The sequence below is a fragment of the Nonomuraea montanisoli genome (genome assembly GCF_013363975.1).
Taxonomy (GTDB): domain Bacteria; phylum Actinomycetota; class Actinomycetes; order Streptosporangiales; family Streptosporangiaceae; genus Nonomuraea; species Nonomuraea montanisoli.
Genome location: NZ_JABWGN010000001.1, coordinates 449,179 through 462,403, shown reverse-complemented (window position 1 = coordinate 462,403; position 13,225 = coordinate 449,179). Strand labels below are relative to the sequence as shown.

11 protein-coding genes are annotated in these 13,225 nt (G+C 70.3%); 6 read left to right on the top strand and 5 right to left on the bottom strand.

The window, feature by feature from the left end; translation table 11 throughout:
- The first annotated feature begins 5 nt into the window (after positions 1-5).
- On the top strand, positions 6-1,247 hold the full coding sequence (locus HTZ77_RS02075) for a hypothetical protein (protein ID WP_175587675.1): 1,242 nt from the start codon (positions 6-8) through the stop codon (positions 1,245-1,247).
- Positions 1,248-2,009 carry a WXG100 family type VII secretion target gene (locus HTZ77_RS02070; RefSeq protein ID WP_175587674.1) on the top strand — a complete coding sequence of 254 codons (762 nt, stop codon included), beginning with the start codon at positions 1,248-1,250 and terminating at the stop codon, positions 2,007-2,009.
- 59 nt (positions 2,010-2,068) lie between these two features.
- Here the strand turns inward: HTZ77_RS02070 and HTZ77_RS02065 are convergent, their stop codons facing one another.
- The 3 genes from HTZ77_RS02065 to eccB form a co-directional block, all read right to left on the bottom strand.
- Entirely contained in the window at positions 2,069-3,529 is a 1,461-nt protein-coding gene (locus HTZ77_RS02065) for a LysM peptidoglycan-binding domain-containing protein (RefSeq protein ID WP_175587673.1), read from the bottom strand.
- A complete protein-coding gene (locus tag HTZ77_RS02060; RefSeq protein WP_175587672.1) occupies positions 3,526-3,816 on the bottom strand; it encodes a hypothetical protein in 291 nt (96 codons plus the stop codon). The genes HTZ77_RS02065 and HTZ77_RS02060 overlap by 4 nt, the downstream gene beginning before the upstream one ends.
- A gap of 135 nt (positions 3,817-3,951) precedes the next feature.
- On the bottom strand, positions 3,952-5,376 hold the full coding sequence (eccB, locus tag HTZ77_RS02055) for a type VII secretion protein EccB (protein WP_175587671.1): 1,425 nt from the start codon (positions 5,374-5,376) through the stop codon (positions 3,952-3,954).
- A 128-nt stretch (positions 5,377-5,504) separates the two neighbouring features.
- On the opposite strand from eccB, the gene HTZ77_RS02050 reads away from it, so the two are divergent.
- A complete protein-coding gene (locus tag HTZ77_RS02050) occupies positions 5,505-5,897 on the top strand; it encodes a hypothetical protein (protein ID WP_175587670.1) in 393 nt (130 codons plus the stop codon).
- A 6-nt stretch (positions 5,898-5,903) separates the two neighbouring features.
- Positions 5,904-7,349, top strand: coding sequence for a WXG100 family type VII secretion target (locus HTZ77_RS02045; RefSeq protein WP_175587669.1), 1,446 nt, complete (start codon positions 5,904-5,906; stop codon positions 7,347-7,349).
- 106 nt (positions 7,350-7,455) lie between these two features.
- Here the strand turns inward: HTZ77_RS02045 and HTZ77_RS02040 are convergent, their stop codons facing one another.
- Entirely contained in the window at positions 7,456-8,790 is a 1,335-nt protein-coding gene (locus HTZ77_RS02040; RefSeq protein ID WP_175587668.1) for an ABC transporter permease, read from the bottom strand.
- Positions 8,787-9,656 carry an ABC transporter ATP-binding protein gene (locus HTZ77_RS02035; RefSeq protein WP_175587667.1) on the bottom strand — a complete coding sequence of 290 codons (870 nt, stop codon included), beginning with the start codon at positions 9,654-9,656 and terminating at the stop codon, positions 8,787-8,789. Before HTZ77_RS02035 ends, HTZ77_RS02040 begins: the two co-directional genes overlap by 4 nt.
- Before the next feature lie 570 nt (positions 9,657-10,226).
- On the opposite strand from HTZ77_RS02035, the gene HTZ77_RS02030 reads away from it, so the two are divergent.
- Complete coding sequence (locus HTZ77_RS02030) at positions 10,227-11,087, top strand: TetR/AcrR family transcriptional regulator (protein WP_175587666.1); 861 nt, start codon at positions 10,227-10,229, stop codon at positions 11,085-11,087.
- An 860-nt stretch (positions 11,088-11,947) separates the two neighbouring features.
- Complete coding sequence (locus tag HTZ77_RS02025) at positions 11,948-12,883, top strand: DUF418 domain-containing protein (protein ID WP_235994124.1); 936 nt, start codon at positions 11,948-11,950, stop codon at positions 12,881-12,883.
- The last annotated feature ends 342 nt before the right edge of the window (positions 12,884-13,225 follow it).

The window sequence follows — 13,225 nt, the reverse complement described above, 5'->3', positions numbered from 1 at the left end:
GCGACATGGCGAACCCGGCGAACGGATCGAACGACGCGTTCGGCGCCCTCAGCACGAACGGCGCTCTCAACGGCCTGACGGCCGGGGCGGTGTCGCGCGTCTCGTTCACCGAGGGGAAGCTCGCGAGCGCCGGCAAGGGGCTCGACCAGCAGAAGGACACGCTGTCGAGCCTGGACGGCAAGAACGGCGGCCTGGGCGTGCCCTGGCCGCACTTCTCCCTGATGGGCATGGGCGTCAACACCGTGCACGAGAAGGCGATCACGACCCACAACGACGCGGGCAAGCTCGCCCAGGAGTCCCTGGACAGCTGGAAACGGGCGCTCTACGACTCCGACGCCAACTACACCGGCGCCGGCAGCGACACCATGCAGCAGATCAACAACGGCCTGGGGAACCTGGGCGGCCTCGGCGACATGAGCGGCCTGAAGAACCTCCCCGGCCCGGGAGGGCTGCCCGACCTCGGCGGCAAGGGGCTGCCCGACCTCAACGGCGACGGCATCCCCGACGTGGACGTCAACGGCGACGGGATCCCGGACAAGGATCTCAACGGCGACGGGATCCCCGACGTCGATCTGAACGGCGACGGCATCCCCGACGTGGACGTCAACGGCGACGGGATCCCGGACAAGGACCTGAACGGCGACGGCATCCCCGACGTCGATCTGAACGGCGACGGGATCCCGGACTCGCCGAAGACGAACATCCCGAAGATGCCCAGCACCGACCTGCCGAAGATGCCCAGCACGGACCTTCCGAAGATGCCGAGCACCGACCTGCCGAACGGTCCGGGCGGGGTCGACACCAAGGTGCCCGACATCAACTCGGCGCTCAACGGCCAGCGGATGCCCGACATGTCCGGCATCAATACCAAGGTCCCGACGGGCACGGAGCTCTCCGACTACCAGGCGCCCCAGGTGAGGACGCCCGACATGAGCGCCCTCAACGCCGACCCGAACAGCGTCGCGAGGGCCGTGAACCCGGTCCAGACCTCCACCAGTCCGGGCACCAGCGGTGGCACGTTCAACGGCGGAGGAGCTAACGCGGCCGCCCTGCAGGCCGGCCTGCGCTCCGCGACGGCAGGTCTGACGGGCAGTGGCATGCCGATGGCGCCGATGATGCCCATGAGCCCGCCGCACAGCCAGGACCAGTCCGGCGACAGCGACGACAAGTACGGGCTCCGCGCGGAGGAGAGCGTCTGGGGCGGCGACGATCCCACGGCGCCCACCACGATCGGGGTGGACACCTAAATGGCCGACGAGAGAATCATGGCCGCCGCCATCGCCACGGCGACGGCGGCCGCGGGCCTCATCGGCGGCAAGTGGCCCTGGTACGTGGTGGGCATCATGGGCACGTTGTACGGCCACGTCAGCGGGATGGGGCAGACGACCCAGCTGTGGAAGACCACGGGGGAGCAGGGCCTGATCGGCGAGCTCGACGAGCTCATGGAGGATATGGCCGCCTTCAAGAAACGCCTCCAGGACGAGGGCAAGTGGGAGGGCTCCGCCTGGGAGGCGTTCGAAGGCGTCTACGACTCGTTCCGGAAGGGCGCCGAGGACCTGGGCAAGCTGCGCAACCTCAACGGTGACGGGGTGAAGGCCGCCGAGAAGATATTCGGCTACGTCGTGCTGCTGTGCGGCGTGGTCGCGACGGGCATGTTGATCTTCGGTATCCGCAAGCGGATCATGAGCCTGGTGCACCCGGCCGGCGCGGTCATCGCGGAGGGCGAGTCCGCCGTCCAGGGCGCCACGACGACCGGCGTGGCCAAGGGCACCGCGAAGAAGCAGCTCATGGTCCTCGCCTCCCTCGGCGGCGTTCTCTACATGGCCAACCAGCAGGCCGAGATGACCGGCAAGCTCTTCCCGATGATGAAGACGGGCCTGCCGACGGAGATGAGCTCCCTGAAGAACGGCACCGGCATGCCGCCGTTCTCCGGCACCGCGCTCCAGTACGACAAGAGCCTCGGCCTCAGCCAGAAGATGGACGACCCGAGCAAGACCATGAAGATCTAGGACTTCGGCTCGCGGGCGCCGGGGCGGCCGGGGGTGTCCTCCGGCCGCCCCGGCGTGCCTCAGTCGTCCAGCGGGATGCGCAGGATCTGGCCCGGCCGCAGGTTCCGCGGGTCCGGCCCGATGGCGTCCCTGTTGGCGTCGTAGATCTCGCGCCAGCGGTTCGCATCGCCGTACACCTTCTGCGCGATGGTCTCCAGGTCGCCGTTGACCGGCCAGTAGCCGACCTTCGCCGTCTGCACCCGCGGCGGTTCCTTCAACGTCTGCTCGCCGGTGCTCGGCTGCTGCCACTGCGGCAGTTCCTCGGGCTTCTCCGTGGTGTGCAGGGGGCGCCACACGCGGAAGACCGCCGTCGGAAGGGCCTGGTAGAACGTCTTGTGCCCGTTGCCCCGGCCGCCGATCGTCGGCAGCTTCTTCTTGAGCGCCTCGTACGCCGGGTTGCGCAGCGCGACGAAGCCGCCGAACGCCTCGCCGGACTCGACCACGGCCTGCCCCGACTTGGTCAGGGGCGCCGTGAAGGACCCGGCGGTGCCGCCGCTGGCGAGGCCCTTGGTGCTGAGGCCCGAGAGGGGCGCGAAGGTGGCGGCCAGCGTGGCGCCCGTGGTGATGCGCGCGGCCTGGGCGAAGGTCAGCGGGTCGAGGTTGAAGATGCTGTTGCCCTGCATGCCCTGGGAGAGCATCTGGGAGCCGATGACGCCGGTGTAGACCCAGCCGGAGGTCTTCGCGAAGCTGGAGAAGCTCGTCTTTCCGGCCTTCTCGGCGTAGCCCGCGTACTTGGTGAACTTCGCGAGCTCCACCTCGACCCTGGACATCGCGGCCGCGGCCTTCAGCGAGCGCAGCTTGGCCGCTCCCGGCATGCGCAGGAGGAGCCGGCCCACGACGGGCAGGTTGCGCAGCGCCAGCGCGCAGGTGCGCAGCATCGACAGGAACCTGATCAGCACCTGGAGGGCCATGCCGACCAGGCGGGTGGTGCGCAGGTACGCGGCGTAGGTGGCCATCTGGGCGGCGATGACGCCGCCCCACGTGCGCGCGATCCACCTGAGGGCCATGAAGACGCCGGCCCAGATGGCCGCGGCCTTGAGCAGCTCGATCAGGGCTGTCTTGGTCATCGCCGAGGAGTCGGCCACGGCCCGCAGGATCTTCGCGATGCCGGTCGCGCTGGTGGCGACCGCCTGGCGGTTCTCGTGCTTGACGACCTCGCCCCAGACCTTGCGGAACTCGTCGGCGGCCTTGCCCTTCCACTCCTTGATGATCCGGTCCATGTAGCCGTCGCTCTGGCCCTGGGTCCGGGTGTCGAGGACGTCGAAGATCTTGTCGAGCTTCGCGGCCATGAGCTCATGCGCGTCGGCCGCGTGCCGCAGCCGCCCCTCGGCGTCGTCGCCGCCGACCAACGAGGGGATGGAGTACCACATCGCCTTGATCGTGGCGATCAGCGGCTCGGGGTTGAGGACCGAGCCGAGGTCGAAGTCGAACGGCCACCTGGTCCAGTTCCACTGCAGCGGGTTGATGTGGCCTTCGGTCATGGTGTCGCCTTGCCCTGGCTGGCCGCCTCTGCGACCTTGTAGTTGTACGCCGACGCGTCGAGGGAGTCGGACAGCCACTGCAGCGCGTCGTGCAGGTCGTTCAGGTAGTCGACGACGGACTCGTACCGCTTGTCGTTGAAGTTCATCTCCTGTGTGCCGTCGACGTAGGAGGCGGCCAGCTCGTCAGCCTGCGGGGCTTGGGAGAAGTCGCTCTTGGTGAGCCTCGCGGGCCCGAAGGCGGCGATGCAGTCCTTGACGGGCTGCATCTGGTTCGCACAGGACTGCACGGCCTTGGTCAGATTCTTCGGTATGACGTCGTACCCATTGGCAGCGTCCCCCATATGCCCCCCAAACCACTAAAGGAACACTAAACCCCCTGATACTACCGTTTACCAGTATTTACCGTCCATGAAATGCGCAGTTCACGACCCCGAGGAGCGCAGCCCCGCCGTGTCGGCCATCGGGGTGAGGGCCGCGGCGGGATCCAGTGCCGGCCCGTCCGGGATCAGCCGCAGCAGGAGGGGCGGCAGGGGTGCCACGTCCGCGGCGCTGTAACCCAGTTTCGTCACGACGTCGGGCGTCACCAGCCGGAACTTCTTGCCCTGGTCGCTGATCAGGTAGAACTGGGTGACCGACGGGAGCTGACCCTCGCCCGGCAGCAGGCCGGCCACGGCGGCGCCACCCGGCGGCAGCACCACCTGGTCGAACTTGTCCGAGCTGCCGGTCGACTTCGGCGCCCGGATCTGCACCGTGCTGCCGACCGTCAGCCGGCCCTTGACCGAGCCCTTGAGCAGGTCGGCGTACACCATGCACAGCGGGGCCGACGTCGCCGGCGCCTGGAAGCGCGGCATGGTCTCCGGCATGCCGCCGCCCCTGATGTTCTGGGCGGACTGCTTGGTGGCGTTGGCGCTCGCCGCGTCGATCGGGATCTCCCGCACGCGGTTGCGGCCGTATGCGACCTGGCTGGCGGGGTCCTGGATCAGGAGGGTCGCCTGGGTCTGGGTGATGGGCGCGAGGCCGTCCGAGAGCAGCACGTACCAGCGGGCCGGGCTGCCCGCCAGCGCGTCCACCTTCAGGACCTGCCCGACCCGGAAGGACGTGCCGGGGAGCCGCCTGCCGCGTCCGGTGATCGTGGGCGCGGCGAACCTGTTGCCCTCGGGGATGGAGTTGATCCACGAGAGGGGCACCCGGCGCGGGGCCTGGTCGGTGAGCCGGTCGACGTTGTTGACCGCCATCCGCTGGTTGGCCCACAGCACCCAGTTCTTCCCGCCGTCGTTCACGAGCAGCGCGTCGGCGGCGCCGGGGGACACGCCGCCGACCTCGGTGCCGCCGACCAGCGTCACGTACGACCGGCGGGTCCCCGCGGCGTCCTGGCCCTCGGTCACGCAGGCCGACCACGGCGTCTTGACCATCCGCTGCGGCTTGGGCAGCGAGTTCGGCGCCCCCGCGATGCCCACCATCGGCCCGCGCGAGAAGCCCGCCAGCGACTCCGACGACACGTTGCGCACCTTGACCTGGTCGCTGTCCAGCAGCAGGCGCGCCGAGACGTAGTTGGCGACCGGCAGCAGCCGGCTCTCCTGCTCGCTGTAGACATAGGTCGCGCCGGTCTCCTCCTCGACGAGGAGCTGCCCGGGGTCGGTGAGCTTGGTGGCCCCGCCCGGCTTCAGCATGCCGTAGATGCCGAAGCCCGCCGCGATGAGGATTCCGATGAGCACACCGGCGAACGTCGCGACGTTGTGCCGGCGCATGGGTGATTCGGGCAGGTCAGGCTCGCCCTGCAACAGGGCCATGCCGAGGCGCTGGGTCATGAACCGATGCGCCTGGTAGAGATCCTTGCGGGTCTGCATGCCACTCCGTTCCGGTCCGGCTCCCGCGTAATGTTACGGCTGAGCGGCATGGGGGATATGTCAACTTCTGTACGGCACGATAGCCATGCGAGTAAAGTTGCGGATCAAGAGCCAGTGGGGAGGGTGTCATGCCTGCCAAGGATCACCGGCATTGCGGCCAGAAGTGGCCCGGACTTGATGCCGACCGCGACGGTGTCGAGCATCCCGAGGATCCCAAGACCAAGTTCCAGGGTCTCGCCGACCGGCTCACCGCCGAACTCACCGCGCTGACCGGTATGAAGCCCGGCTCCGTGTCGGACGTGCAGGCCAAGGCCGACCTGTCATCGCTGCGCTACGAGTTCAAGCAGGTCAAGCGCTGGGACGGCGGCAAGGTCTTCCTCGATACGGCGCAGAAGGGCCAGGAGCAGCTCACCGACATCTACACGCAGGTGAACGAGAAGCTCCGCATCGCCATCGACCTCATCCTGGTCGGCGGCGGGATCTACGACAAGGCCAACCAGCAGATCTCATTGGACACGTGATCGCACATGGCTGATTCCACGAAGAGCCCCAAGGCGACACACTGGATCAAGACCCAGTGCGACAACTTCAGCGTCGACGACGACGGCAGGAGCGTCGCCGAGGTCAAGAACTTCATCTTGAAGCTCGCGCCCGAGACCTTCGACGGCGCCGCCACCGCGTACGCCGACGCGGCGGAGCGGCTGGCGAAGACGCTGGACGTGATCGACGAGGTCAGCGGCGAGCTGGCCAAGATCTGGAAGGGCAAGGCGTCCGTGGACGCCCAGAAGGCGCTGCGGCAGCTCCACGACACCATCGTCAACCTCTCCGGCGGCATGGACGGCATGGCCAAGCCGATGCAGCACCTCGCCGACCGCGTCCGCGAGCACACGGACTTCGTCCAGAACAAGGCCATGGCCTGGAGCGACAACCAGTTCACCTTCAACGACTCCGTCGCGGACTTCTACCACACCATCGACCAGGGCATCGAGTGGGGTTCGCAGGACGAGTTGGCCGGCAAGCACCTCGCCGCCTTCAACAAGGACCTGTACGAGGCGTACGCCCACTTCCCGGACTTCGTCCAGAAGGACCTGCCTGACATCAAGGACCCGACGCCGCCGGGCGCCGACGGGATCAAGGATGTCAACTTCGACAACCCCTTCAAGAAGGGCGGGGTCATGCCCGCCGGGTACAACGGCGGGGACTTCAACGGCGGCGGCCTCAACGGCAACGGCATCAACACCCCGGGCGGCGGCCTGGGCCTCGACGACCCGAGCAAGCGCGACGGCGGCTCGGGCGACGTCAACGTCCCCGGCATGCCGGGCGGCCCCGGCGGCTCCACGCCGGGCGGCGGCACCGGCGGAGACACGGGCACGGGCGGCGTCGGCACGCCCGGCGGCATCGACACCTCCGGCGGCGTCAACACCCCCGGCGGCGGCGTCACGGACCCCTCCCAGGGCGGCACCACGCCGGGAACCCACATCACCGACCCCAGCAAGGGCATCACGGACCCGAGCAAGGGCATCACCATGCCGGGCGGTTCCACGGCGACGCAGCTCGCCGACTACCAGCGGCCCAACGTCCCGGACGCGACCACCTCCGGCTGGAACCCGACCAGCTACACCTCCCCCACCACGACCGGCCCGAACAGCACCACCAACCCGCACAGCACCTCCTCCCCGTACGGCGCCTACAACCCCAACGGCACCTACAACCCCAACGGCGCCTCGACGGCGGACGGCGTCTCCACGACGGGCCGCGGCGACGGCTCGGCGGCGGCCAACGCCCAGCAGCTCGCCGCCCGCGGCTCCACCAGCGCCGGCGGCTTGGGGTCGGGCTTCCCCGTGGGGCACATGGGCGGGGGCGGCGGTGGCGAACAGGAATCGGACCGGCAGAGCCAGTACTGGCTGCACATCGACGACGAGCACTGGACGGAAGGCGCCTACGACGACGCCGTCTCCGACAAGCTGGGGTAGCGCCGCGGGCCCTGGGATCGCGCGGAGCGGCCAGGGCTTTCGGCCGGACGGTCCACCGTCCGCACGGCCGATGCCCTGGCCCCTGCATCCGTTCGCGGTGTTGTGATCAAGCCGCCGCGGTCAGGGCGTCGACCGGCCGGGTGCGCAGCGCCGCCACGGCGGTCGGGATCACGGCCACCATGACCAGCAGCAACGCCCCCGCGACGATGGCGGCGTACATCCAGGGCGGCCCGGAGGGAAGCGGGGAGCCGGTCTTGACGAGGCTGTAGGGGATCGTGGTCGCCGCGGCGGCGGCCGTGCCGAGCACGACGGCCGGCGCCGCCGTCATCGCGGCCTCGACCGCGACCATGGCCAGGACCTGTCCGCTGGTGGCGGCCGACAGCCGCAGCAGCCCGAACTCGCGGCGGCGCCGCCGGGTGGCCGCGATCAGCGTGTTCACCACCACGATCGCCGAGAAAGCGATGATCATGGCGACGACCAGGTAGTTCACCGAGGCGAGCTGCGGGCTGACGTCACCGGCGGCGTGGGGGACGCTGTCCTCGGTGGTCTGCATGTACAGGGTTCCGCCGGCGATGCCGACCAGCAGGATCAGCGGGGAGGCCACGCTGCCGCTCTGCCTGGCGCGGGCGTGGACGTTGCGCGCGGCCAGCCGCGCGGTCGCGCCGAGCCGGGCGTCCGACAGCCGGCGGACCGGCCGCAGGGCCGCCGGGCTGAGCAGCGCCAGCCCGACCGCGACCGCGACCCCCGCCGGGCCCGCGGTGCTCGACAGCAGCGGCCCGTCGTCCATGAACAGCGTCCCGGCCGACAGGCCCAGCCCGGCCGCGAGCAGAATGATCCCGGCCGTCACCCGGCCCCGGGCCAGTGCCCGGCCGGGCTCGGCGGGAGCCGCCGCGGCCAGCGCCCGGACGGGCGGGATCGAGGCGGCGCGCCGGCTGGAGATCAGCGCTCCCGCGAGCGCCGCCAGCAGGGAGGCGCCCGTGCCCGTCACCACGCACAGCCAGCCCGTCGCCAGGCGCGTCTCCGCGCCGACCAGCCCGCTGCCGACCAGCCGGCCGAGGACGACCGCCCCCAGCCCGAACCCGGGCAGCAGGCCCGCCACCGCCGCCGGGACGGCCGTGATGAGCGTCTCCACCACCACGTTCTGCCGGATCTGCCGGGGGGTCGCCGCGATCGACCGCAGCAGCGCCAGCTCCTGCTCGCGGTGCTGGATCGTCAGGGAGACGGTGGAGACCACCCCGAACGCCACGATCGCCACCGTCCAGCCGCCCAGGATCGCCGGCAGCATGATGAGGAAGCCGCTGTCCCGGCCGGTCGCCAGGCCGGTCTCCAGCAGGCTCGCGAACGCGGTGAGCAGCGCGGTGCCGGCCGCCATGACGGCGGCCGAGGCGAGCGAGGAGGTGCGGTGCGCGCGTACCGTGGCCCAGGCCAGCCGCCACCTCATCGGACGTCACCACCCCTCCGGACGCCGCCCTGCTGGACGCCGCCCTGCTGGACGCCGCCCTGGCGGATCGGCGCGGCCGGGACGTTTCCGCCCTGGGGGACGGGCGTGGACAGGCGGGCCATGCGCGCGGCCACCGAGGCGGGGTCGGGCCGGGTCATGCTGTCCACGATCCGGCCGTCGCTGAAGAACACGACGGCGTCGGCGTAGGCGCCGGCGACGGGGTCGTGCGTCACCATCACGATCGTCTGCCCGCCCGCGTCGACCGCCTCGCGCAGGATGCGGAGCACGTCGCGCGCGGCCTGGGTGTCGAGCGCTCCGGTGGGCTCGTCGGCGAAGACGACGGCCGGCCGGGACAGCATGGCGCGCGCGATGGCCACCCGCTGCTGCTGCCCGCCGGACAGCTCGGCGGGACGGTGGTCGAGCCGGTCGCCGAGCCCGAGCCGCGCGAGCAGCCCCCGCACCTGCGGCCCGTCCACACGGCGGCCGGCGAACTCCAGAGGCAGAGCCACGTTCTGCGCCACGGTCAAGGTGGGCACCAGGTTGAACGACTGGAACACGAACCCCATGCGCTCGCGTCGCAGGCGGGTCAGCGCCGTCTCGTCGGCGTCGGTCAGCTCGTGTCCGTCGAGGACCACGGACCCGGAGTCGGGCCGGTCGAGCCCGGCCGCGCAGTGGAGCAGGGTGCTCTTCCCCGATCCGGACGGTCCCATGACGGCGGTGAAGGTGCCGCGCGGGATCGACAGCGACACCCGGTCCAACGCGGTCACGGCCGTGTCGCCGGCGCCGTGACGTTTCGTCACGTCGCGGAGCTCCAGGGCGTGCGTGGTCTTGTTCGTCACTTGATGTGCGTACGCTGCACGAGTCATAAATACACCGTACTGCATATCCGATTACTGCATTTGAAAAGGGATGAACTATAATTTCGTCACGAATAAGCGCTGTGACGAAATACGAGCTGAGGAGCCCGGTGTACGCAGGAGGCCGGCGTAGATGAGCAGCGATGCGCGAGGAACGGCGCCCGCGAACGGCGCCCGTGAGCGGCGACGCGCGAGGAGCGACGCCCGTGAGTGGCGATGCGAGAGGAACGGCGCCCGTGAGCGACGCCCGTGAACGGTGATGCGAGAGGAACGGCGCCCGGCCCGTGAGTGGCGCCAGCGTGATGCGGCCGCCGCGCACCTTCAGGTCGAGGCGTGGCCGAGGCCGCGCAGGGGCAGGCCAACGCGTGGCGAGCTCGTGGAGGGTCGCTCGCGCCTGGTTGGACCGACGTGTGGCGAGCTCGTGGAGGGTCGCCCGCGCCTGGTTGGACCGACGCGTGGCGAGCTCATGGGGGCGACGCACGGCTGGGCCGACGCGTGGTGAGCTCATAGAGGGAGGGCGGCTTGCGATGTGGAGCCGGCGTTGCGGTGGGCGGTGGCCTGTGATGAGGTGCGGTGATCATGATGACCTGTGAGATGTGCGGCAGGGCGTTGCGCCCAGCCGAACGCGGCCGCCCGCGGCGCTACTGCTCGCGCGCCTGCCGGACGCGTGCCTACCGGGCCCGGATGGCCGAACGCCCGGCCACGGTCGAGGCACGCCGGCAGCCGCAGTCGCCGGGCAACGTCGACGCCGTCCTGGACCGGGAGGTCATCGTCCGGGCCGCTCTGGCCCGCGCCCACCGCGAGGGCGTCGCCGCCGTCTCGATGCGGAGCATCGCCGCCGACCTCGGGGTTGGGGTGATGTCGCTCTACCGGTACGTGGCCGGGCGGGAGGAACTCAACGACCTCATGGTGGACACGGTCTTCGCCGACCACCCCCTCCCCGAACCCGGCCCCGACGGATGGCGCGACAAGCTGGAGCTGTCCGCGCGCCAGGAATGGGCGCTGCACCGCAGACATCCCTGGCTGTCGCAGCTCGTCGTGGCCACCACCCGGCCGCCCAACGCCCCGCACCTCATGGCGTACACCGACTGGCGCATGCGCGCCCTGGCCGGCCACGACCTGGACTTCGCCACACTGACCAAGATCGCCATCATGATCGGCACCTATCTGCAGAGCGCCGCCGCGCCGCTGGCCTACGAGACGCAGGCGGCCCGCAGGAGCCGCCATACCCGGGAGCAGTGGACGGCGGCCCGGCGCGAGAGCTTCGACCGCTCCATTCGGGAGGCACGGCTGCCCATGGTGTCGGAGTTCGGCCCGGAGGCGTTCGAGGCGGCCGAACCGGACAACATCTTCGAGTTCGGACTGCACCGCATGCTCGACGGCATCGCCGTCCTCCTCGACCGCACCAGCCAGGCAGCCGCAGAGGTGCGGGAGCAGTGACCTGGCCCCCGCCACAGCCGCCGGCCCAACACCCGATTCAGACCCCGTACCCCAGCCGCCGACGTCCCGCCCACGTCCCGCCGGCGTCGGTGTCCCGCGCCCGCTCGCCGATCCGACACCCGTGTCAGTGTTCCCGTTTCCAATCCGCTGGTCCGCGGCCCGTGTCAGTGTTCCCGTTTCCAATCCGCTGGTCCGCGGCCCGTGTCAGTGTTCCCGTTTCCAATCCGCTGGTCCGCGGCCCGTGTCAGTGTTCCCGTTTCCAACCCGCTGGTCCGACGCCCACGTCAGTGTCCCCGCGCCCCACTCGCCGATCCGACGCCTGTGTCAGTGTCCCGCTACGCGAACACTCGTCCGACATCGGGGGGTGACCGCCCCTCCCTGCCCCTCCGCGCACCCCACTGTTACCCCGCGCAGCCCAGTAAGCTCCCACCCCGCCACTGCTCCAGCACCCTGAACGCAGCGCCAGCGCCCCGAATGCACGTTGTGTCCACCCAACAGACCAAACCGTCGCGGCGGTCTCCCCGTACCGGCCGAAAGTACGGTGTCTCAAGCCGCGAACCCTGCTTTCGACCCGTGCCGCTCCCAACCCCGGGCCCGCAGGATGAGTCCTCATGTCACACGAAGAACTCCCCCCGGCTGAGCCAGCCCGACACCACCCCGACTACCCCGACCCCGACAGCCGTCCACCCGCCCGCCCACACACAGCCGCACCGGCACCCGCCCCCTCTCCGAACGCCGCATTACTACCCGCTCCTCAATACCGCCCCGCAGCATCCGCACCAGCCCCCCAATCCCACTCCGCCGCACCAGCACGGGGCCGCCCTCGCATTGCCGCACTCGACGTCATCCGCGGGTTCGCCTTGTGCGGAATCCTGCTGGCCAACGTCAAGCCGATCGCCCACATGGTCGACGCCGTATCGGTAACGCAGGCTGTGGGGACGAAGGGGCAGAGCGGTGAGGAATGGCCGAGCCTGTTCGTCGACCAGCGCTTCTTCCCGATCTTCTCCCTGCTGTTCGGTGTCGGCTTCTCGCTGCTGCTGGACTCAGCGAGCCGAACTGTCCCGCGCCCCTGGGTGCTCCTGCTGCGCCGCCTCCTGGCGCTGCTCGCCATCGGCCTGGTGCACATGTTCCTGCTGTGGCGGGGCGACATCCTGACCATCTATGCCGTCGTCGGCCTGGTGGTGCTCCTGCCCTCGACCTGGTTGCCGCGCTGGGCCGTCGCGGGGCTCGCCGCCATCCTGATCGCGTTGCCACCGGTTCTGGGCAGCAACGGCGTGCCGGAGGTGCCCGGACTGTTCCTGCTGGGCTCGGCGCTGACCCGGTACGGCGTGATCGGCAGGATCGAGCGTGCCACATGGGGACCGGTCGCGCTGTTCCTGGTCTTCGTGGCTGGAGCGGTGCCCGCTGCTTGGCTGCAGATCGAGGCATCGGCCGATGACGCGCACTTCAACCCCTGGTTCGGCATCGCCGGGCTGCTGACCGCAGGCACGTACGTGTGCGGTGTGCTGCTCCTGCTCAAAACCCCGCTCCGGTCGTTGCTCCAGAGGGTTTTCGCGCCGCTGGGCCGGATGGCGCTGACCAACTACCTGACCGCCACCCTCCTCGTCCTGGTGACCGCCCGCCTCATCGGCAGCTCGCCCGACGGCTGGACCTCGGCAACGGTTGTGCCCATCGCCGGCGGCATCCTCGCTGTCCAGTGGCTGTGGTCCACGCTATGGCTGCGGACATACCGCCAAGGTCCCCTGGAATGGCTGTGGCGCTGGGCCACCTGGGCCTGCCGCCCGCCCCTGCGATGACAATGACGACCCAACCCCGGGGGCGCCGCCGCAGCGGGACGGGAACCTGCCCCCCGCGCCGGTAGGGGAACCTGCCCCTGGGGCGGGAGGAGCATCGGCCTCTGCACCGAGAGGAGCATCGGCCTCTGCACCGAGAGGAGCATCGGCCTCTGCGTCGCGGGAGGCACCTGCCCCGGCGTTGGGAATGGGCGCCTGCTCCCGCGTCGGGACGGGCACATGGCGAGGCGTGCCCTGCTCCGCCCACAGCCCCACCCTCTCACCTTGCCGCTCAGCAGGACGCGAACGTGGCACGGATGTCCCCACTGCCCGTCTCACTTGGCCCCTGCCCCGGCCGAGCCTGGC

Coding starts and splice junctions, on each gene's coding strand:
- HTZ77_RS02045 (WP_175587669.1), top strand. CDS start 5,904: ATGGCTGATTCCACGAAGAGCCCCAAGGCGACACACTGGATCAAGACC.
- HTZ77_RS02065 (WP_175587673.1), bottom strand. CDS start 3,529: ATGACCGAAGGCCACATCAACCCGCTGCAGTGGAACTGGACCAGGTGG.
- HTZ77_RS02050 (WP_175587670.1), top strand. CDS start 5,505: ATGCCTGCCAAGGATCACCGGCATTGCGGCCAGAAGTGGCCCGGACTT.
- eccB (WP_175587671.1), bottom strand. CDS start 5,376: ATGCAGACCCGCAAGGATCTCTACCAGGCGCATCGGTTCATGACCCAG.
- HTZ77_RS02030 (WP_175587666.1), top strand. CDS start 10,227: ATGATGACCTGTGAGATGTGCGGCAGGGCGTTGCGCCCAGCCGAACGC.
- HTZ77_RS02035 (WP_175587667.1), bottom strand. CDS start 9,656: ATGACTCGTGCAGCGTACGCACATCAAGTGACGAACAAGACCACGCAC.
- HTZ77_RS02075 (WP_175587675.1), top strand. CDS start 6: ATGGCGAACCCGGCGAACGGATCGAACGACGCGTTCGGCGCCCTCAGC.
- HTZ77_RS02070 (WP_175587674.1), top strand. CDS start 1,248: ATGGCCGACGAGAGAATCATGGCCGCCGCCATCGCCACGGCGACGGCG.
- HTZ77_RS02040 (WP_175587668.1), bottom strand. CDS start 8,790: ATGAGGTGGCGGCTGGCCTGGGCCACGGTACGCGCGCACCGCACCTCC.